We start from the raw sequence: 21710 nt of genomic DNA on the forward strand, positions 1-21710 counted from the left end.
AATTGATAATCGAACGCAAAGATAAGATTTTTTGCCAATCCGACCAGCCACTCATGAAATAAAAGCCGGAAAAAGGCTTGGAAAACCAGTTTCCGACTTAATTATAACAGTTAAATAAACAGGTAATTAAAACTGAAAAAAGTTTTTAGCATTAAAATAGCTGATATCTTTAACCATCTGACAGACACGGTCCATCTCAGATGCCGGTATTTCACCGTTTTCCACATCACGCCCCAATAGATTACACAATGTACGGCGGAAGTACTCATGACGAGGGTAGGAGAGGAAAGAACGAGAATCCGTCAGCATTCCTACAAAGCGACTCAACAATCCAAGTAAAGAAAGGGCGTTCAATTGTTTTTCCATTCCATCCTTCTGATCAAGAAACCACCATCCCGATCCAAACTGAATTTTTCCGGGGATACTGCCATCCTGAAAATTACCTATCATAGTAGCAATCATTTCATTTGCACAAGGATTCAGATTATATAGAATTGTTTTGGCCAGTCTACCTTTTGAATTCAGACGGTCCAGAAATTTACTCATTGCTTTAGCGGTCATAAACTCACCAATGGAATCAAACCCAGTATCAGGTCCCAGCAATTTAAACATCCGACTGTTGTTATTGCGAATTGCACCATAGTGAAATTGTTGTGTCCATCCCTTCTCCCAATCCATTTCACCCAGTATAATCAACATAGCCGATTTAAATTTCAGAACCTCCTCTTTTGTTAGTTCAGATCCACCATAAATTTTATTGAAAATAGCTTTAATCTCGCCATCCGTATACTCTTCAGCATAAAATTCTTCGATTCCATGATCAGACAGCTTACATCCCTGATCGGCAAAGTAATCGTGGCGTTTACGCAAGGCTGTTATCATATCGTCAAAATCAGAGATATCGACCTCACTTATTTCCGATAGTTTTTCAACATAAGCACGAAAGTCTGATGGTATTTCTACAGCCATCACTTTATCCGGCCGCCAAGTGGGTAACATCTTTATTTCAAATCCACTTTCACGTGTTTTAATGTGATACTCCAATGAATCGATAGGATCATCGGTCGTACAAACGACTTCCACATGATAGCGACGCATCATTCCACGGGCAGAATATTCTGGAGAAGCCAGTTTCTCGTTACATTCATCATAAATTTCACGAGCTGTTTTGGGGTTCAATATTTTATCAACACCAAATGCTGTTTTCAATTCCAGATGAGTCCAGTGATATAAAGGATTACGTAAGGTATATGGAACAGTTTCCGCCCATTTCTCAAATTTCTCCCAATCTGATGTGTCTTTTCCTGTACAAAAACGCTCCTCCACACCATTTGAGCGCATGGCACGCCATTTATAATGATCACCACCGAGCCAGATTTCGGTTATAGATTTAAACTGGTAATCGTCCGCTACCATCTGGGGAACTAAATGACAGTGATAATCAATAATCGGCATCTTAGATGCATGTTCGTGATATAATTCCTGAGCCGTTTCTGTTTGCAGCAGGAAGTTCTTACCCATAAATTTTTTCATTTCTTTGTGTTTTTATTGTACAGAATAGTTATTTGTATTAAAGCCAAGGTATATTATTGATTATAAATACAATATATTCTATTTATATTTCGATTTTATTTATCGTTATCGAACACAAAATTAAAAAAATTACTTAGAGATGCAAAGACAAACCAGATATTTATGAATTTAAACTTTAAAATAATATGGGAAAAACACTCTTTTAAAGGGAGGGGTAAGATATTAACTTCATAAAGGATAGAAAGTTAATATCTTGTTTGCAAGAAGTTAACTTCCTGCCTTTACGATATTAACTTCCTAAAAATACTGTTTTTCAGATTATTAGCATGAAAAGTATATCACTGTTCATACTCTATTGAGAATTCAGATTTCCTCTCTTTTTCTTGCGGAACGGAGAATAATAGTAGTAGCTCCAATAGTAATGATAGCTCCGTCTTCAATACGAATACGGTCTTTATCACCCAAAATTTCGTTCATAAGAAAAGTACCTGTCAGACTCGGGGCATCACGTAAAGTATAAACTAATTCCCCCTGCTTGTTACGTTTTACATTGATAATGCAGTGACGTCTGTCCATACTCATATCGCCGGTTTCAATCGGAGTATTGATATTTGTACCGATACATCGACGCCCAATGATATTATCACCTTCCTGCAGGGGTAGGACTTGTTTAAAACCAAATACGTTCTCAATCACGACGATACAGCCATATTCTTCTTTATATACCTCCTCGTCCAACTTCTCTTCCTTACGGGAAGCTTTTATTTTGCTCTTTCCCAGTCGGATACTAAACTGTTTACCACAATGTTCACATACAAAAACCAATGATTGGCCTTCGCTATATTTGGTTTCATCAAAAGAAAGGTAATTTTCACACTTAGGGCAAAGAATTCTTTTCATTATAAAAATATTTATTTAGCCAGCATCCAGGCATTCTTATAAGCCTCGTTCTCTCTTAATTTCAACAATTGACGGTTAGCGTCTTCACGATTGGCACATGACATTATGCTAACACGAATTTTGCCGTCACCTGTCAATACACTGGCACCTGCATAACCTTTAGTTTTCAATTCGGCAGCCATTAACTCAGCATCCTTGGTATTAGCTACACTGGCTATGATTATATGATATGGAAAAGAAGCTTCTGTAACCTTTGCATCAGCTGTTTTCATTGGCTTTTCCGCATGGGCAACTTTTACTTCTTTTACTGCAACCGGTTTTGTTACAGACGCTTTATAGACAGTCGTCGTTTTCTTCTTTGTAGTTACCGGTTTAGCTTGTGGAGTAGCAACGTTTGCTTTCAGCATAACCGGAGTCATTGCTACCGATTGTTTTTCTATCTTCTCAAACAGATCAGTAGGAAGCAATCGAGCATAATTACCCTTTTCTACATATGTATTTTGGACAGGAGTAGACATTAGAAAAAACAATGCAACCGCAGCAATCATTGCTACTGCATTTCTTAAAAATGCCCAGTTTACGCTGATTTCACGATTTTTCTTTTCTTTAGGAATGAGCGGAAGAATTTTCTCTCTTTCCGGACGTCGTAAAGACGTTAACTCTTTTATCTCAAACGAATCGAGTCCGTAAAGATAAGGAGTAGTAATTTTATTGTCGTATGGAATAAACTCGTAAGTGTTATGAATAGTATAACGGATTTCTCCAATATTAGGTAAATCAGTTTTTCCTTCTTCATGGAGAACGGCAATAAGCTCTGCCACTTCTCTTTCCACCATTTTTGTGGCATCCGAGAAATTGGTATCATACACAGCCATATATGATTGCACTAATACTCCGTCATTCAACCTCAATTGGGGATTGAAACCGATAACACGGGTAGGAGGGAGAAATATATTTTCTTCAGCCACTCTCATAGCAGGAGCGTAGTGAGCGATAAATCCACCAAATCCGGGAACAATTACACAATCATTCTCCAATAATAATACTTCAATATGCTGTGCCAATTCAATCATGTGTGCAAAATTAACAGATTAATTCAAGATATGCCATAAAACTGCACATTTTATTATTAACAAATGCTAAACTCAACCTTCCTTTCTTATCTATCTATACCTGTCATATTAGAAAAAATGCCTACTTTTGCGCTACTTAATAATATCATCAGAAACGAATGAATTATATACAAACAGAAATAGATGGTGTGTGGATCATTGAGCCGAAGGTTTTTTCTGATCCGCGCGGATATTTCATGGAAGCATTTAAGCAGCAAGAGTTTGATGCTACTATCGGGCAGATAAATTTTATACAGGATAATGAATCCAAATCTTCATTCGGCACGTTGCGCGGACTCCATTATCAGAAAGGAGACTATTGCCAAGCTAAACTGGTACGCGTCATTAAAGGCGAAGTTTTGGATGTAGCTGTTGATTTAAGAAAATCGTCTCCCACGTTCGGAAAACATATCAGCGTATTGCTAAGTGATGACAATAAGCGCCAGCTTTTTATTCCTCGTGGTTTTGCTCATGGATTTCTGGTGAAAAGCGAAGAGGCCGTTTTTACTTATAAAGTAGATAATATATATGCTCCTCAGGCGGAAGCCTCCATAATATACAATGATCCGGCATTGGGCATCGACTGGCCTATTGCCGATTCACAACTCGTCATGTCGGAAAAAGACCGGCAGGCAGGAAATTTCCGAGCAGCAGAGTATTTTGAATAGAAACCCTCAATAATCAAAAGAATATGAAAATTGCAATTGTCGGAACCGGATACGTAGGTTTGGTCACAGGAACCTGTTTTGCAGAAATAGGCGTGGATGTCACTTGTGTTGACACGAACAACGAAAAAATAGAAGCACTTAAAAAAGGTGTTATTCCCATTTATGAAAATGGGTTGGAAGAAATGGTTATCCGCAATACCAGAGCCGGAAGACTGAAGTTTACAACTTCATTGGAAAGCTGCCTGGATGATGTAGAAGTGGTATTTTCCGCTGTTGGAACCCCTCCCGATGAAGACGGAAGTGCCGACTTGAGTTACGTACTTGCAGTAGCACGCACTATCGGACAGAACATGAAAAAATATAAACTGGTAGTTACCAAGAGTACCGTACCCGTAGGTACAGCCTGTAAAGTTCGTACTGCCATTCAGGAAGAACTGGACAAACGGGGAGCCAAAATAGAATTTGATGTGGCTTCGAATCCTGAATTCCTGAAAGAAGGTAATGCTGTTAATGATTTTATGAGTCCTGACCGTGTTGTCATTGGCGTCGAGTCGGAACGTGCAGAGAAACTAATGACCAAGCTTTACAAACCGTTTATGCTAAATAACTTTCGTGTGATATTCATGGACATTCCTTCTGCTGAGATGACTAAATATGCTGCCAACTCAATGTTAGCTACCCGGATCAGTTTCATGAACGACATTGCAAACTTGTGTGAATTGGTAGGGGCCGACGTCAATATGGTACGCAGTGGTATCGGTTCAGATACCCGTATCGGACGTAAATTCCTCTATCCGGGCATCGGTTATGGCGGATCATGTTTTCCAAAAGATGTAAAGGCTTTGATTAAAACGGCTGAACAGAATGGATATCAAATGCGGGTATTACGGGCTGTAGAGGATGTGAATGAAGCTCAAAAAAGCCTGTTATTCGATAAGTTAGTAAAACAGTTCAATGGAAACCTGAAAGGCAAAACCATTGCATTATGGGGACTGGCATTCAAACCCGAAACAGATGACATGCGTGAAGCACCTGCGCTGGTATTAATTGATAAGTTGCTTAAAGCAGGATGTCACGTACGTGCTTATGATCCGGCAGCGGCAGATGAGTGTAAAAGGCGGATCGGCGACTCCATATATTATGCACGCGACATGTACGATGCCGTTTTGGATGCCGATGCGCTGATGCTGGTTACCGAATGGAAAGAATTCCGTCTGCCTTCATGGGCTGTTGTGAGAAAGACAATGTCACAACAGGTAGTCATGGACGGTCGTAACATTTATGATAAAAAAGAAATGGAGGAACAAGGCTTTATATACCACTGCATCGGTAAATAATATCCAATATCCATATCCTCAAAAAAGTAATAACGGAGCTGAAAAGTCAGGAGTTTTTTTGTAATCCCCGACTTACTTTTCAGCTCCTTTTTATATCTTTATCGATATAAATGAGTAATTTTGCACAAAATTAAACAGATGATAAAGTACATTGCAACATTGTTACTGATGGTCTTATTCGTAGCATGCAATAATGGCAAAGGACAACAGCCCTCTGAAGACAATGAAGACCCCAAAGCTAAAGAAATCCTCCAAGGCATTTGGCTTGATGATGAAACAGAAACTCCCCTGATGCGCATAATCGGAGATACTATATATTATGCCGACACTCAGAGCACTCCGGTTTACTTCAAGGTTTTAAAAGATACTCTTTATACATATGGCAAAGATATAACCCGATACCAGATTGACAAACAGAGTGAATACTCTTTTTGGTTTCATTCTCTGGCTGACAACATTGTCAAGTTGCATAAATCAGAAGATCCGAATGATACATTGGTCTTCTCTCGCAAATCTGCAGAAGTTATCCCAACTTATACGGAAGTTACTAAAAAAGATAGTGTAGTAATATACGATGGTGTCCGTTACAGAGCCTACGTATACATTAATCCGTCACAAATGAAAGTAGTGAAAACAACATATTCAGACGATGGTATCAGTATGGACAACATTTACTATGATAACGTGATGCATATATGTGTGTATGAAGGCAAAAAGAGTCTATATGCCAAAGATATCACCAAACAAATGTTTGTTGATGTGATTCCTGCGGACTTTTTGCAACAAGCCATTTTGTCCGATATGAATTTTACAGGAATTGATCGCACAGGTTATCATTACCAAGCCTTAGTTTGCATTCCGGAAAGTCCGGTATGCAATCTTGTGAATTTGACCATTAGCTTTAATGGACAATTGAATATAGCAGCTGCTAAATACAAATAAGCATCTGATTGTAAAAGATATCAAAGAGACATATTTTAGAAAAAAAGGGTAGGGGGCAGAAAGCGTACGCTTATTTTCTGCCCGATCTGGGTGATGCAGAGCGTCCCCCATTACTGTTTCTTCTACCTCCATTTCGAAAGTTTCTTCCTCCTCTTCCGCCACTATTATTCGAACGAGGGTTATATTGAGGTGCTTCTCCTAATTCTGAAGGTACAGGAATCTTATAAATTTCCTTCTCAAGAAAGTTCTCGATATTTTTAAAGTTTGTCTGTTCTTTTTCATTAACAAACGTAAGAGCGACTCCATCATTATTTGCACGCGCAGTACGTCCAATGCGGTGTACATAATCCTCACTGTCATGCGGTACGTCGAAATTGATGACTAAACGGATATCATCAATATCAATACCTCTGGATACGATGTCCGTAGCAACCAGAATATTAATACGTCCCGATTTGAACTCATGCATAATAAACTCACGTTGTGCCTGCTCAAGATCCGAATGCATCTCTCCGACATTCAATTTCATCATTTTCAAGGCTTTTGCAACCTCCTTTACCTTTAATTTGGAAGATGCAAAGATGATCACTCTTTCAGGAACTTCCTCCGCAAAGAGACTTCGTACAATGCCTAATTTCTGATTCTCGTAACAAACATAGGCAGCCTGAACGATTTTTTCAGCCGGTTTTGATACTGCCAGTTTGACCTCCGCCGGATTATTAAGAATAGTATTGGCCAATTGCTGTATCTTGGAGGGCATGGTAGCAGAAAACATAATGGTCTGACGTTCCTTAGGCAAGTATTTTACAATCTGCATTATATCTTCATAAAAGCCCATATCAAGCATGCGATCCGCTTCATCCAGAATAAAATAAGAAACTCGGGATAAATCAACGTAACCCAAACTCAGATGTGCAATCAAGCGTCCCGGTGTAGCTATAACCACATCAGCCCCGAGCATCAAGCCTTTCTTCTGTTGTTCGAAAAGTATTCCGTCATTTCCACCATAGACAGCTACACTTGAAACAGGCATAAAATAAGAAAATCCTTCCATTTGCTGGTCTATTTGCTGAGCCAGTTCACGAGTAGGGGACATGATCACACAGTTAATAGCATCCTCCGGGTGTCCGCCTTCGGACAATCTATTCAATATAGGCAACAAAAAGGCAGCCGTCTTTCCGGTTCCCGTTTGCGCTACTGCTATTAAATCTCTACCTTCAAGTATTACAGGAATCGCTTGTTCTTGTATGGGAGTACATTCCTCAAAACGCATAGCGTCGAGTGCTTCAAGTACATTGTCATTTAATTGTAATTCGGAAAACTTCATCGTTTCTTTTTATTTGCTCGCAAAGATAGAAAATTCACTACGTAGTACAAATTTTTCGGGTTCTTTTATTATTCCCACTCTTACATATTCAGATATGAGTCTTTAAAGCCCAGAAAATAGAGTACCCCATCAAGCCCAATTGTATTAATAGACTGCTTGGCATTGGCTACTACTTTAGGCTTTGCATGAAAGGCTATGCCAAGACCTGCAATCCCCAACATTGGCAAATCATTGGCTCCGTCACCCACAGCAATGGTTTGAGCAATATCCACTTTTTCTACCTGAGCAATCAGCCGGAGCAATTCCGCCTTGCGCTTTCCATCCACTACATCTCCCAGATAACGGCCTGTCAGTTTGCCATCGACTATTTCAAGTTCATTAGCATATACATAATCAACACCATATTTTTTCTGCAAGTATTGTCCGAAATAGGTAAAGCCTCCCGAAAGAATAGCAATTTTATAACCATATTTCTTCAGTACATACATCAGACGATCGACTCCTTCGGTAATTGGTAAACTCTCGGCAATCTCTTGCATAACAGACTCGTCCAGCCCCTTCAACAATGCAACCCGTTCGCGAAAGCTTTCCGTAAAGTCAATCTCCCCGCGCATGGCACGTTCGGTGATTGCTTTTACTTCGGCCCCTACACCTGCACGCATAGCCAACTCGTCAATCACTTCGGTTTCTATTAAGGTAGAATCCATATCAAAACAGATTAGACGACGCATACGACGATACATATTGTCGAGCTGGAAAGAGAAGTCCATTTCAAGTTCACTGGCCAACTTCATCAATTGTCCCTGCATAGCTTCTTTATCCCGGGGGGTACCACGAACTGAAAACTCAATGCAAGCACGAGTGTGCATTTTCCTTTCGTCCAATGGAATACGTCCGGTCAGACGTTTGATGGCATCAATATTCATGTCCTGTTCAGCTAAGATACGGGTTACCGCTGCAATCTGACGAGCAGTGAGCTTACGTCCCAACAAAGTAAGAATATAACGGTTCTTACCCTGCAGATTTACCCAGCTTTCGTATTCTTCCGCAGAAATTGGATAGAAACGAATAGTCACTCCCAAAGAAGATGCTTTGAAAAGTAACTCTTTCATCATAAATCCCGAAAGTTGCTCCTCAGTCATACAAAGAATACCCAACGAAAGAGTATTATGAATGTCTGCCTGACCAATATCCAAAATAGTAGCATCGTATTTTGCCAATATTTCTGTTACGGAAGCTGTGAGTCCCGGACGATCTTCACCGGTGATACGGATCAGAATTAGTTCTGTTTTTGATGGTTGCATAGCGGATTGTTCATTAAGTATCCTGCAAAAGTAGGAGAAAATTCCCAGTATTTATGCTAAATAACATAAAAAACTGCACCTAAAAAGTGAGAAATTTACTTGTTTATTTGGAAGTTGAAATAATATTTACTTACCTTTGCACCCGGTTTCTGAATTAAAGGCCTTGACAGTCAACAGATTCCTCTCTGTTGTGCCTAAAAAGACGATGTTTCGGGGAGAGACCACTGTTTAGAGGACAGTCCCGGATAGTATTAACTAAAACCGAATTACATGAGGCATGTAAAATGGATTTTTGTTGTATTACTAATTAGTTCCTTGACTTCTTTCGTAGAAAAAGACAAACCCACCGGAGGTTTGAACGTGGGTGACGTAGCCCCTGATTTCAGAATCGAAACTACGTCAGATGTACAGCACAATCTTGATTTAACCGATTTGAAAGGTAAATATGTGCTGCTTAGTTTCTGGGCAAGTTATGATGCGCAGTCCCGGATGCAAAACGCAAGTTTAAGCAATGCGCTTCGATCAACTTCTCAAGATGTGGAAATGGTTTCCGTTTCGTTTGACGAGTACCAGTCGGTATTTAAAGAAACCATTCGTAAGGACCAAATAGTTACGCCCACCTGTTTCGTGGAAACTAAAGGCGAAAGCTCCGGCTTGTTTAAGAAATACCGTTTGAACCGGGGTTTCACTAACTATTTATTGGATGGAAATGGTGTGATTATAGCCAAAAACATCTCTGCTGCAGAACTTTCTGCTTATGCAAACAAAATCAAAGGTTGATTTTAAGGCGTAAGAAGAGAGTGGGGGTTCCCTACAGGACTTCGGTCTTGGGAACGAGACAAAAGAGGAAATGAATACAACAAAAAATTCCGCCCGCACTTGTGATTTCACAGGAGCAGGCGGAAATTCTTATTTTTAGACCTTTCATATTCAGATGCACTCCATTATTTGGGAGCCTTTCTATATAAGTAAAATGCAATCAGTGCATATAGTAAGTTAGGAATCCACATTGCGATCACCGGAGGCATATTTCCATTCACTGCGAAAGTGGATGCTACGGTCTGGAACAGGATGTATGAGAAACTCAAACCAAGCCCGATTCCCAAATGTAACCCCATTCCCCCTTTTGTTTTTCTTGAAGAAAGAGATACTCCGATTACAGTCAGGATAAACGATGCAAATGACATGGCGATCCGCTTATGATACTCGATCTCGAACTCTTTGATATTAGCGATGCCTCTTTGGCGCTGTTTATCAATATAAGCGCTTAATTGCGGACTGGTCAGCATTTCCTGTTGATTACGCATGATCATAAAATCGGCAGGTTCCATCGGTATGATGGAGTCCAGTTTATCCCCACGGATAATTGTCTCCTTCAATCCGTCCAGATTACGAATCATATAATCCTTGATCGTCCATTTATTAACAGCTGTAGTGTCATAAGTTATACTGCGGGCGGTCAAATGAGACACCAGCTTCTTATCTACAAACTTATCCAGCGAAAAGCGGTTTCCCGTTTTGTTATAATCCTGATAATTATCAATATAAGCAATCACGCCTGTGTCGATCTCCAACTGTATGTTATGTACATAAGTAGTCTTTTTTTTCTTTACGTATTTATCTTCAAAATCCAAACGCGTCACACTTCCCTTCGGGATAACATACGATCCTAATATAAAGGTAGAGATCGCAATGATACCGGCCGATATCATATAAGGACGTAGCATGCGTTTAAAACTCATACCGGTAGAGAACATCGCAATAATCTCAGAGTTCTCGGCCAACTTTGAAGTAAAGAATATGACAGCAATAAATACGAACAACGGACTGAACAGATTTGCGAAATAAGGAATGAAGTTCATGTAGTAATCGAAGATGATAGCCGACCACGGTGCACTTCGCTCCATAAACTTATCCATTTTCTCGTTAAAGTCAAATACTACTGCAATAGAAATAATCAATGCAATAGCAAACACGTATGTCCCCAAGAATTTCTTGATGATATACAAGTCCAGGCGTTTAATAAACCGATTGCTTCTCATAAGTTTATAGTCTTGTTGACACTCTTTTCACCATCATAGGTTTCCAGGTTGAAAAGTCCCCTGCAATAATGTGCTTGCGTGCTTCTCCCACCAACCACAAATAAAACGCCAGATTATGGATAGATGCTATCTGCATGGCCAACAGTTCCTGAGCATGAAACAAATGGCGCAGATATGCTTTACTGTACAACGTGTCCACATACGAAGCACCATCAGCCTCAATAGGAGAGAAGTCTGCTTCCCATTTTTTATTACGCATATTCATGATACCATCTTTCGTAAACAACATTCCATTTCGCCCGTTACGGGTAGGCATTACACAGTCGAACATGTCAACTCCACGTTCAATGCCCTCAAGAATATTAACCGGCGTGCCCACACCCATCAGATAACGAGGTTTGTCCTTCGGAAGTATTTCATTCACTAACTCTATCATCTCGTACATCTTGTCTACAGGCTCGCCTACAGCGAGTCCGCCTATGGCATTGCCATCTGCACCTTTAGAAGCTATATACTCTGCGGATTGTTTACGTAAATCAGGATATACGCATCCTTGCACAATTGGAAACAAAGACTGATTGTAGCCATATTTAGGTTCCGTCTCGTTGAACCGTTGAATACAACGGTCAAGCCAGCGATGCGTCAATCCCAATGACTTTTTGGCATATTCATAATCCGAATCTCCCGGCGGACACTCATCAAATGCCATCATAATGTCGGCACCGATAATACGTTCGATGTCCATTACTTTTTCGGGAGTGAAGATATGCTTACTTCCATCGATATGTGAACGGAATTCAGCTCCTTCTTCACGCAATTTACGAATTCCGGATAAAGAAAACACCTGAAAACCACCGCTATCGGTCAGCATCGGACGATCAAATCCATTGAACTTATGCAACCCACCGGCCTTCTCGAGCACCTCCAGTCCCGGACGCAAATAAAGGTGATACGTATTTCCCAGAATAATCTGAGCTTGAATATCCTCTTTCAATTCAGTCTGATGTACTCCTTTCACACTGCCGATTGTACCTACCGGCATAAATATAGGGGTTTGTATTTGCCCGTGGGCTGTCGTGATCAGACCGGCACGGGCATTACTTTTTGCGTCTGTATATTGTAGTTCGAATGTCATTCCTGGCTGGCTTTCTTTACGGATAAATCAATGGCATCGGCAACCTTCTCCTGGGTCAACGCAATAGCAAAAACTTCTTTTACATCATTCACATAATGGAAAGTCAGTCCTTTCAGATATATATCCTGTATTTCGTCAATATTCTTTTTATTTTCGGCACTCATGATGATCTCTTTGATACCGGCACGTTTAGCAGCCAGAATCTTCTCTTTAATACCACCCACCGGAAGCACCTTACCACGTAAGGTAATCTCGCCGGTCATAGCCAGGTTAGCCTTTACTTTACGCTGTGTCAAAGCAGAAGCCAATGAAGTAGCCATTGTGATACCTGCCGAAGGACCGTCTTTGGGAATAGCTCCTTCGGGAACATGGACATGAATATTCCAGTTATCAAAGATTTCTTCATTCAGATTCAGAAGTGAAGCGTGTGCTTTGATATATTCAAGTGCCAACATTGCAGACTCTTTCATTACTTCACCCAAATTTCCGGTTAAAGTAAGACGACCGCCTTTGCCACGGCTCAAGCTGGTTTCGACAAACAAGATCTCACCTCCTACAGCTGTCCATGCCAAACCTGTTACCACACCGGCATAATCGTTGCCCTGATATTTATCACGTGTATATTCCGGAGCCCCCAGGAAGTCGTACAAATCAGCCGGTTTAATTTCGGTTTTGGAAAAGAAACCATCCGTAGCATATTGACGGGCGGACTTACGAAGGATCTTACCGATCTTCTTTTCCAGTTCGCGCACACCGCTTTCACGTGTATATGATTCGATAATAGCCTCCAAGGTGTCTTTTGGAATCTTGATATCGGTTTTCTTCATACCGTTTGCTTCCAATTCTTTCGGCACTAAATGTTTCCGTGCGATCTCCACTTTTTCCTCGGTGATATAACCACTTACTTCGATTAACTCCATACGGTCGAGCAATGGTCCCGGGATAGTATTTAAATTGTTTGCCGTAGCGATAAACATCACTTTAGACAAGTCGTAATCCACATCCAGAAAATTATCATGGAAAGCCGTATTCTGCTCCGGATCAAGCACTTCAAGCAAAGCAGAAGAAGGATCTCCCTGACGATCGGCACTTACTTTATCAATCTCGTCCAAAATAAACACCGGATTAGAAGATCCGGCTTTTATCAGGTTTTTGATGATACGTCCCGGCATTGCACCGATATAAGTTTTACGATGTCCGCGGATTTCCGCTTCATCGTGCACACCTCCCAATGACATACGGATATATTTCCGTTTCAATGCAGCGGCAATGGATTTACCCAATGACGTCTTACCGACTCCCGGAGGACCATATAAACAGATAATAGGAGACTTCATGTCACCTTTCAACTTCAGTACCGCCAAATGTTCCAGAATACGCTCTTTCACCTTTTCCAGACCGTAATGATCTTTATTAAGAGTCTTTTCCGCATTCTTCAGATTCAGATTGTCAGTGGTATATACTCCCCACGGAAGATTAAGCATCGTCTGCAGATAATTTAACTGCACACTGTAATCAGGTGATTGAGGATGAGTACGTTCCAGTTTAGCCAATTCTTTCAGAAAAGTCTCATGCACCTCGGGACTCCACTTCATGTGTTCCGCTTTCTGACGCATTTCCTCTATTTCTTGTTCCTGGCCTCCGCCACCCAATTCATCCTGAATGGTTTTTATCTGCTGTTGCAGGAAATATTCACGCTGTTGCTGGTCAATATCTTCACGAGCACGCATCTGGATAGATGCTTTAATTTCGGCCAGTTGTACCTCGCGGTTCAAAATTTCAAGTAACCGATAGGTACGTTCGCGCAAAGAATCGATGCGTAACAATTCTATTTTCTCGTCCTTCTTTAATGGAAGGTTCGTGCAGATAAAATCTACCAGGAACATGTGATTCGTCAGGTTCTTGATGGCAAACGCCGATTCTTGATGTAAAGAGTCCGATGACTTAATATATCGTATTGTTAGGTCTTTGCAGGTTTCTACCAATGCCTGAAACTCCTTATCGTCTTTCGAAGGTATCTCTTCGTCAATAATGTTCACTTCTCCTTTCAGGTATGGATGTGTTTCTGTAATGTTCTTCAACTCCAGGCGTTTCATCCCTTGGATAATGACTGTTGTCGTCTGGTCAGGCATTTCAAGCACACGTACAATCTTACCTATCGTTCCGATTGGATGCAAATCTTCGAATGCCGGTTCGTCTGTTTCTGCCATTTTCTGGCAAACTACTGCAATATAGGATTTTTTCTTATCAGCTTCCCTCACTAATCTCAAAGATGATTTTCTACCTACAGAAACAGGCATAAATACTCCGGGAAACAATACCATATTACGGAGGGGGAGAACCGGAAGAGTTTCACCAACCTTAATATCAAACACTTGATCTTCATTTCCGTCAAAATCGGCAATCAATGAAAATGCGTTATCATTCTGGTCATCCATCTCTCTTAAATATCTTTCTTTCTTCATTTCGTATAAATTAGTTTATGTCATATCAGCGAGCATAAAACGTTCGCAAAGTTAATCGATTCTTCATTAAGAATAAAACATCTGTTCGATAAAAACACAAAAACAATGCCAAATAATAATACGGACGGAATGTCATATCACAATATTTACCTATTTTTGGCGAACTTAATTATTTATTAGCTAAATGAGCCAACCTTATTTTCAGTTTAAACAGTTTACCGTTTGGCACGATAAATGTGCCATGAAGGTAGGTACAGACGGCGTTCTGCTCGGGGCATGGACTCCCGTAAAATCCTCGGTCCGCATTCTCGACATTGGTACCGGCACAGGACTGGTGGCACTTATGTTAGCCCAGCGCAGTACAGCTCCCATTACAGCCCTTGAGATTGATGAAGCCGCTGCTGCCCAAGCAACAGAAAACATAAACCGCTCGCCCTGGAAAAATAGAATAGAGGTAATCCAACAAGATTTTAAACATTATAGCAGTAAAAATGGTATATCCAAATTTGATACAATAGTTTCCAATCCTCCTTACTTTAACGCTTCATTAAAGTGTTCTGACGAACAACGTAATAAAGCCCGTCACAACGACAGCCTGACATATGAAGAATTATTAGCAGGTGTATCCGGACTACTTTCGCAAGAGGGAGCATTCACTATAGTGATACCAATGGATGTCGGTGAGCAAATTAAAACACTTGCTCATAAATATGGGCTATATCCTTCACGTCAACTCTTTATCATAACCAAGCCCGGCGGAACGCCCAAACGAACTCTAATTTCATTTAGATTCACCAAACAGACATGCGAAACAGAAGAATTACTGACTGAAACCTCCCGTCATCAATATAGTGAAAAGTATATAGAACTCACCCGGGATTTTTATCTGAAAATGTGAAAAAACTAACACAAGTTCCATCTATAAAGCCGTGCAAGCGTTCTGTCACAGATGGTATTCTTGGTATTATACGATGTGCATCAACAATTACATAACCAATTCACCATTGAACCGCAAGAAACCATCAACAAGAGCACTATTACGGAGTTTGGCAATAATTCTACAAATTATTCCCTTCTTGTATCCCATTTTAGAAGAGAAAGAAAGCATTTAAGTTTATCAGTGTAAATTGCTGCATGTACGATATGCTAATTTTCAATGGGAGCTTCTCATCTTTCTGTTTCACAGGTCGGCATAAGTACAATTATATGGATAACATTTTAAAATTTGCGTTTTTTGCAGTATTTTCATTCTTGAAGAATCATAAATCCTGGTTCTTCTTCAAATTTGGCGGTAAATTCTTTATTTCTTTATTTTCAAGTTGATAATTGTCCTTTTTGCTTGCTTTAATAAGAAAAACCAGACACCGGCTGAATAAGATAACTCAAGTTTCGGAAGTGAATTTGCGACGTCCGGACCGGTATCTTCACTCTTATACCTTTCTTCAATTAACATTGTTAACGCCTTTTGCAGGTTGTCAAGTTCTTGTGCGCAAATAATAAGTCTTTTGCATTTAAAGAACTTGTTATTCACATCCAAAGAACAAGCTTTAACTCTGTGTTAAAACAAAGCTTTTGAGGATAGAAATCTTACTTTTTAAAGATATTGATTTTCAGATGGTTTATTCTAAAATTCGCTTCTTCACCTCATGGATGGACTCTTCGGGAGAAAACCGGGATACTTGCTTTTTTATCAACTATAAACGAGGGCTTACACTTCCGAAAACGGAATTAGATTCCATAAGTAAAAGAAAACTTACCACCAAATTTGAAGAAGAACTTAAATCCTTTTAATATCCATCTGATAAATAAAAAACACTGATAGTTAAGTTGCAAACTTAATTACCAGTGTTTTTTTATTGTCGGGGTAGCGGGATTCGAACCCACGACCCCCTGCTCCCAAAGCAGGTGCGCTAACCGGACTGCGCTACACCCCGAAAACTTTTAATAAAAACTCCCTTTGACTTCGTCGGGGTAGCGGGATTCGAACCCACGACCCCCTGCTCCCAAAGCAGGTGCGCTAACCGGACTGCGCTACACCCCGTTCTTATAGGGAAGTTCCTTTCAAAAGCGGTGCAAAGATAGGGACTATTTTTAAATATACAATAGTGAAAGAAGCATTTTTTCATATTTATTTTTTAACATCCTATCAGTCACGCATTTGGATATATAAGAAAAATAGAAGCTATTAACCTAAAAAGTCCCGATTCCGCCAGAATCAGGACTTTTATGCTAAACACACGACAGAGACAAGTTATTCAAGATCCTCTTTGATCACTTCATCTATTTCCTTGATCTTCTTTTCTCTTATCTTTTTGCTTTGGGCAGGTTTCTTTTTGGTATCATCATACACATTGTCTGCACGATCCACCATCTCTTCACTCCAGTCATCATACATGTTCGATGCCGGCTGACCGGTCAGGGTGGTATTTTCTTCTGCGATAGGTACATCCCTATTAATTACTTTAGCCATATGTTCTACGTTTTATTGTTATGCTATAATGACAATAAAACATAGAAAAAGTTCTCTCTGTTAATGAAGTTTGATACTATTAGATAGATTTTAAACGGTACTTTCCGGCAATATTTCCGAAAGCTGTGAACTAAATCCCGTTTCAAACGTATAATACAGAAACATCACTATAAAAACAAATATCATGAGACTTAGAATTCCTAAACCTATGTATTTCATTGCTTTTGCCGGTATGGCTTTGTTTATGGGCAGTTGTGCCAAAAATACCACCATTATTTATGGCAACGGAGAAGATAATCTTCCCGAAACTCCACAAAAGGAGACGACACTCGTCACTTTCAATGCTTCTGTCGAAAGCCGAAACCTGACCCGTGCCATGTCTCCTATGAAAAAAGGAATCAAGAGCACTTTGTACGCCTATCAAAAGGCACAGAGTACCACCAGTCAGGAAACTCTGTTTGCCGAAGGATTGTACATCACTTCCTCTCCGGGGGTATTATCCGGAAAAGACGGGTATAAAATGTATCTTGCGAACGGCATCTATAATTTTTACGCCGTATCCGACAACTTCTCAACCATACCACCTTCTTTTACCGGACAAGAGTCAGAACCTTTATTCAATGGCATCGATTATCTTTGGTGGGGTAGTACCGACCAGGATGTAAGCAGTGCACAGATCAATATTCCCATTGTATTCCAGCATGCCTGTACACAAGTTGTCGTTGAAGTCTCTGCCGGAGATGGTATTCAATTAAGCAGGCTACTATCAGCTACTATCACTCCGCCGGTTCCAGGAGCGAGCATGACACTCTCCACCGGAGTTATTCCTCCCGCAACATCATATGACAAACCCGATAAAATGGGCATTAATGGATTTCTGGCGCAATATATCATGCTTCCACTGCAGACCAATGATCCGATGACACTTACGCTTGAAGTGGAAACAGATGGAAACAACAATTCGAAAACTTATAGCGTTCAGATCCCTGTCCCAAGCGGAGAGTTGAAAGCCGGAGATTCTTACTTATTCAGTGCGGTGATCAATGGCAGTTCCGTTTCTATTCCTTCCGTCAGCGTAAAGGATTGGACGGAAGTAGACGAGACAGGTAACCCGCTTTATCCATCACAAAAATAACAACTTTTATGCTTACACAATTTTTAAGTCTACTGGCTACTATTATCAGTGTCATCAGCTTGCTGATTGTCACTTATGGGGCGCTGATTGCTATCCTCTCTTTTATCCTCAATGAACTGAAGAGGATAACCGGCACCTATACCCCAACTAATATACGGAAGCTGAGAGCCGTATTCGGAACCTATTTATTATTGGGGTTAGAATTTCTGATTGCTTCGGACATCCTGAAAACTGTATTGGAGCCTACAATGAACGAACTGATTATTTTAGGCGGTATCGTTGTCGTAAGAACCATATTATCGGTATTCCTGAACAAAGAAATCAAAGAATTAGAAACAGAAAATAACTAAAATGTAATGAACCATCCATCTGTGGGGGTGTTTACATTATTATTAACTAAATAAAGGAGATCGGACTTATGAATACTGAAAAAGAGAAAACTTCATCGGAAGAACAGAAGAAGGCTGAAAAGGTACTTAAAGACAAAGTACCCGTACAGCAAACCGGAACTTACAGCGAAGCCACCAAAAAAGAAGTGCGCGATGCAGTAAAAGAACTCAATCCGGACATGAGCGGATTGGATAGGGGTTAACAGCCCCTATCTTCCCGGAAACATCAGTGTAAAACAGCTGCCTTTACTTATCTCTGAGGAAACAGTGATAGTGCCCCCATGCAGATTCATAATCTGTTTACACAAACTGAGTCCGATACCGGACCCCGAAGGTTTCGTCGTAAAAAACGGAACGAATATTTTATCCATCACTTCCGGAAGAATGCCCTCACCGTTATCACGGACCGTCAAACTGCAGACTTTTCCGGGTATTTGTTCCAATTCCACTTCAATCTGCGGAGCAGTACTTTGTCCACAGGCTTCTTTCGCGTTTTTAATCAGATTAATCAATACCTGTTCTATCTGTGCACGATCGATGTAGAGAGTAGCACCTCTATGTGTAGCCGCAAAATGGATAAACGCATCCGGAAATAGTTTCCTCAGATCAGAAAAAAGTTCGTCTACCATCACCAACGCACAGACAGGAGTAGGGATACGGGTCAGCCGACGATAGTTTTCCACAAACCCGAGCAGTCCCTTGCTTCTCCGATGAATGGTCTGCATAGCCTGCAACATGACACCGTATTCTTTCTCGCTAAGCCGTTCGGGTATTCCACGTTCACTCAATGTTTCAGACAGAGAAATAATAGGAGTAATAGAGTTCATAATCTCATGAGTCAATACCCGTATCAATTTTTGCCAGGCCTCCATCTCGTTACGTTCCAATACCGAATGGATATTTTTCAGACTGACCAGTAACCTTTCCTTGTTTTGTGCAGCAAACAGGGTGCAGGACACAGCCATTTCGACAGAAGTTCCTTGCTGCCGGATGCGTACTACTTGCGTCTCGTTCCAGGAAGTGGTAAGCCATTCCTGAGGCAATTGGGTTTCTTGCCCGACTAAAGCCACAGCCGCATGATTCATCCATTCTACCCGGCCTGAACGATCGGTCACCATCACAGCCGTATCTACCTTACTTAACAGATTCTCATAATATTGATGCTTTACTTCTTCCTCAAGCAGTCTGCCTCGGAACAATTTCAGCGTTTGCGAGAGTTCATCCGCCAGTTCAACCATCATCCTGCTTTTAAACGGCGGCTGAAAACTTTGCGTCATATCATTGAAGCGGATGCTATCCGTCAGTCGCCGCATCATGCCTGCCAATCTCATCTGGATGGAATAGAGGTGCACTCCTGTGGCAATCAGCAAAAGTGTCACAATCAAAGTGCTAAACCACAATTCGTAATGGAAGAGCAGATATCCTCCGATGGAGAGTATTACCAACAAAAGGATGTGTAGCACTACACTGATAGAATAGCGTTTCATAAGCCGAGTTTTTCGAGTTTACGATAAAGAGCAAAACGGGTGATTCCCAGATATTCGGCCGCCCGGGTGATATTGCCTTCGCTCAGGCGCATGGCTTTATCTACGGCTTGCCGTTCCAACTGTTCCAGATTGAGTACTTCCTCTTCTTTTTTCTGCCGTACAGAAGAGTGGAAAAGGAAATTCTCCGGCTTCAGCAGAGAGCCGTCGCCCAGAATCACAGCACGCTCTATGGTGTGTTGCAACTCGCGCACATTGCCGGGCCAGTTATATTTCAACAATTTATTCTTCGCCTCACGCGTCAGCCCATGCATATCCTTTTTATACTTGCGGGCATAACGTTCCAGAAAGAACTCGGCCAGCAAGATGACGTCATTACCACGTTCACGCAGGGGAGGAATATGGATTTCTATCGTATTGATGCGGTAAAGTAAGTCCTGACGGAAGTTTCCTTCATCCACCATTGCCCGGATATCCGCATTGGTTGCACATACCAGACGTACATCGATAGGCACCGACTGAGTGGAACCCAACCGACTGATTTGCCTCTTCTCAATCGCAGTCAGTAACTTCGATTGCATTGGAAGTGAAAGATTACCTATTTCATCCAGAAACAAAGTTCCGCCCGTAGCCACTTCCATCCGCCCGGCTTTCGCTTTCCGGGCATCGGTGAAAGCACCCTTCTCATAACCAAACAATTCACTTTCAAACAATTGTTCGGGGATACTACCCAGATCAATTGTCACAAAGGGCTTTCCGTAACGAGGAGAACAACGATAGAGCAAACGGGCAATCACATCCTTTCCGGTACCATTCTCGCCCAAGATCAGGATATTCGCATCCGTTTCACTCAATTTATTAATGGTAGCAAACACTTCTTGCATGGCTGCCGACTCACCGATGATCTCGTTCTCTGATCCTCCCTGTCCGCTCAATACTTCCACCTGTTCCTTCAGCATATTCACTTCGTGACGTGACTGTCGGAGTTTCATGCCCGAAGACAAGGTTGCCAGAAGTTTCTCTTTCTCCCATGGCTTGGGAATAAAATCTGTTGCACCTGCCTTGATGGCCCGTACAGCTTTGTCCGTATCGGCATATGCCGTCATAAAAATCACGATTGCCTGCGGGTCAATCTTCAGAATCTGTTGCAGGCTCTCAAATCCTTCCTGCCCACTGATGGCGTCACGGCTAAAATTCATATCGAGCAGGATGATGTCCGGGCCGAAAGTAGTCATAAAATATTCAATGCGATCGGGGGTAGTAGCCACTTTAATCTTTTCGGTATAAGGTTCGAGCAAAAGATTGAGGGCAAACAATACATCTTCATTATCATCTACAATTAATATCTTTCCAAGCTGTTCCATATTATATTACGAGCTAATTTATGTTCCTTTAAAAGATAAGATATACCAGTTGTACAGCTCGTCATATCCCGGTTATACATCTCGTACATCTTATCTCATTATG

The 21710-nt window shown here is 41.0% G+C and carries 20 protein-coding genes and 2 tRNA genes; 8 read left to right on the forward strand and 14 right to left on the reverse strand.

Features of this window, described 5'->3' with window-relative positions:
- Positions 1-126: 126 nt before the first annotated feature.
- From uxaC to G7Y45_RS13400, 3 genes are all read right to left on the reverse strand, one after another.
- The gene (gene uxaC / locus G7Y45_RS13390; RefSeq protein WP_165017164.1) at positions 127-1533 is read right to left on the reverse strand and encodes a glucuronate isomerase; all 1407 of its coding nucleotides are present in this window, start codon (positions 1531-1533) and stop codon (positions 127-129) included.
- A gap of 363 nt (positions 1534-1896) precedes the next feature.
- Positions 1897-2433, reverse strand: coding sequence for an FHA domain-containing protein (locus tag G7Y45_RS13395; protein WP_005777770.1), 537 nt, complete (start codon positions 2431-2433; stop codon positions 1897-1899).
- An 11-nt stretch (positions 2434-2444) separates the two neighbouring features.
- Entirely contained in the window at positions 2445-3506 is a 1062-nt protein-coding gene (locus G7Y45_RS13400) for an SPOR domain-containing protein (RefSeq protein WP_165017161.1), read from the reverse strand.
- A gap of 158 nt (positions 3507-3664) precedes the next feature.
- Here G7Y45_RS13400 and rfbC point away from each other — a divergent pair, with 158 nt between their 5' ends.
- The 3 genes from rfbC to G7Y45_RS13415 all read left to right on the forward strand — a co-directional run bounded on the left by rfbC (position 3665) and on the right by G7Y45_RS13415 (position 6492).
- Complete coding sequence (gene rfbC, locus G7Y45_RS13405; protein ID WP_005777775.1) at positions 3665-4213, forward strand: dTDP-4-dehydrorhamnose 3,5-epimerase; 549 nt, start codon at positions 3665-3667, stop codon at positions 4211-4213.
- Positions 4214-4236: 23 nt separating this feature from the next.
- A complete protein-coding gene (locus G7Y45_RS13410) occupies positions 4237-5550 on the forward strand; it encodes a UDP-glucose/GDP-mannose dehydrogenase family protein (RefSeq protein WP_005777777.1) in 1314 nt (437 codons plus the stop codon).
- A gap of 138 nt (positions 5551-5688) precedes the next feature.
- Entirely contained in the window at positions 5689-6492 is an 804-nt protein-coding gene (locus tag G7Y45_RS13415; RefSeq protein ID WP_005777779.1) for a DUF4738 domain-containing protein, read from the forward strand.
- Positions 6493-6562: 70 nt separating this feature from the next.
- Here G7Y45_RS13415 and G7Y45_RS13420 read toward each other — a convergent pair whose 3' ends face one another.
- The gene (locus tag G7Y45_RS13420; protein WP_005806092.1) at positions 6563-7819 is read right to left on the reverse strand and encodes a DEAD/DEAH box helicase; all 1257 of its coding nucleotides are present in this window, start codon (positions 7817-7819) and stop codon (positions 6563-6565) included.
- A gap of 80 nt (positions 7820-7899) precedes the next feature.
- Positions 7900-9123 (reverse strand): phosphoserine phosphatase SerB, encoded by a 1224-nt coding sequence (gene serB, locus G7Y45_RS13425; RefSeq protein ID WP_005777787.1) that lies wholly within the window; start codon positions 9121-9123, stop codon positions 7900-7902.
- A 270-nt stretch (positions 9124-9393) separates the two neighbouring features.
- Between serB and G7Y45_RS13430 the strand changes: the two genes are divergently transcribed.
- On the forward strand, positions 9394-9903 hold the full coding sequence (locus tag G7Y45_RS13430; RefSeq protein ID WP_005777789.1) for a thioredoxin family protein: 510 nt from the start codon (positions 9394-9396) through the stop codon (positions 9901-9903).
- A 164-nt stretch (positions 9904-10067) separates the two neighbouring features.
- Here the strand turns inward: G7Y45_RS13430 and G7Y45_RS13435 are convergent, their stop codons facing one another.
- Genes G7Y45_RS13435 through lon form a run of 3 tightly spaced genes read right to left on the reverse strand, consistent with a single transcriptional unit; the run spans position 10068 to position 14765 of the window.
- Entirely contained in the window at positions 10068-11165 is a 1098-nt protein-coding gene (locus G7Y45_RS13435; RefSeq protein WP_022011008.1) for an LptF/LptG family permease, read from the reverse strand.
- Positions 11166-11169: 4 nt separating this feature from the next.
- On the reverse strand, positions 11170-12300 hold the full coding sequence (tgt, locus tag G7Y45_RS13440) for a tRNA guanosine(34) transglycosylase Tgt (protein WP_005806101.1): 1131 nt from the start codon (positions 12298-12300) through the stop codon (positions 11170-11172).
- Positions 12297-14765: an endopeptidase La gene (lon, locus tag G7Y45_RS13445; RefSeq protein WP_005806104.1), complete on the reverse strand. Its 2469-nt coding sequence runs from the start codon at positions 14763-14765 to the stop codon at positions 12297-12299. The genes tgt and lon overlap by 4 nt, the downstream gene beginning before the upstream one ends.
- A gap of 184 nt (positions 14766-14949) precedes the next feature.
- Here lon and G7Y45_RS13450 point away from each other — a divergent pair, with 184 nt between their 5' ends.
- Positions 14950-15663, forward strand: coding sequence for a tRNA1(Val) (adenine(37)-N6)-methyltransferase (locus G7Y45_RS13450; protein ID WP_165017158.1), 714 nt, complete (start codon positions 14950-14952; stop codon positions 15661-15663).
- 402 nt (positions 15664-16065) lie between these two features.
- Here the strand turns inward: G7Y45_RS13450 and G7Y45_RS19965 are convergent, their stop codons facing one another.
- From G7Y45_RS19965 to G7Y45_RS13465, 4 genes are all read right to left on the reverse strand, one after another.
- Complete coding sequence (locus G7Y45_RS19965) at positions 16066-16296, reverse strand: hypothetical protein (RefSeq protein WP_165017247.1); 231 nt, start codon at positions 16294-16296, stop codon at positions 16066-16068.
- Positions 16297-16624: 328 nt separating this feature from the next.
- Positions 16625-16699, reverse strand: a tRNA-Pro gene (locus tag G7Y45_RS13455).
- 32 nt (positions 16700-16731) lie between these two features.
- Positions 16732-16806 (reverse strand) — tRNA-Pro (locus G7Y45_RS13460).
- Positions 16807-17016: 210 nt separating this feature from the next.
- Entirely contained in the window at positions 17017-17235 is a 219-nt protein-coding gene (locus G7Y45_RS13465; RefSeq protein WP_005777804.1) for a hypothetical protein, read from the reverse strand.
- A gap of 184 nt (positions 17236-17419) precedes the next feature.
- On the opposite strand from G7Y45_RS13465, the gene G7Y45_RS13470 reads away from it, so the two are divergent.
- The 3 genes from G7Y45_RS13470 to G7Y45_RS13480 all read left to right on the forward strand — a co-directional run bounded on the left by G7Y45_RS13470 (position 17420) and on the right by G7Y45_RS13480 (position 18962).
- A complete protein-coding gene (locus tag G7Y45_RS13470) occupies positions 17420-18370 on the forward strand; it encodes a fimbrillin family protein (RefSeq protein ID WP_022012185.1) in 951 nt (316 codons plus the stop codon).
- Between the two features lie 8 nt (positions 18371-18378).
- Positions 18379-18720 (forward strand): DUF1622 domain-containing protein, encoded by a 342-nt coding sequence (locus G7Y45_RS13475; RefSeq protein WP_005777808.1) that lies wholly within the window; start codon positions 18379-18381, stop codon positions 18718-18720.
- 68 nt (positions 18721-18788) lie between these two features.
- A complete protein-coding gene (locus G7Y45_RS13480; RefSeq protein ID WP_005777810.1) occupies positions 18789-18962 on the forward strand; it encodes a hypothetical protein in 174 nt (57 codons plus the stop codon).
- Positions 18963-18968: 6 nt separating this feature from the next.
- On the opposite strand, the gene G7Y45_RS13485 is transcribed toward G7Y45_RS13480, so the two are convergent.
- Both G7Y45_RS13485 and G7Y45_RS13490 read right to left on the reverse strand, forming a co-directional pair.
- Positions 18969-20246: a PAS domain-containing sensor histidine kinase gene (locus tag G7Y45_RS13485; RefSeq protein ID WP_005777812.1), complete on the reverse strand. Its 1278-nt coding sequence runs from the start codon at positions 20244-20246 to the stop codon at positions 18969-18971.
- The gene (locus tag G7Y45_RS13490; protein ID WP_005820276.1) at positions 20243-21607 is read right to left on the reverse strand and encodes a sigma-54 dependent transcriptional regulator; all 1365 of its coding nucleotides are present in this window, start codon (positions 21605-21607) and stop codon (positions 20243-20245) included. The genes G7Y45_RS13485 and G7Y45_RS13490 overlap by 4 nt, the downstream gene beginning before the upstream one ends.
- Positions 21608-21710 lie beyond the last annotated feature (103 nt).

The organism is Bacteroides sp. ZJ-18, from assembly GCF_011038705.2.
Classification (GTDB): domain Bacteria; phylum Bacteroidota; class Bacteroidia; order Bacteroidales; family Bacteroidaceae; genus Bacteroides; species Bacteroides hominis.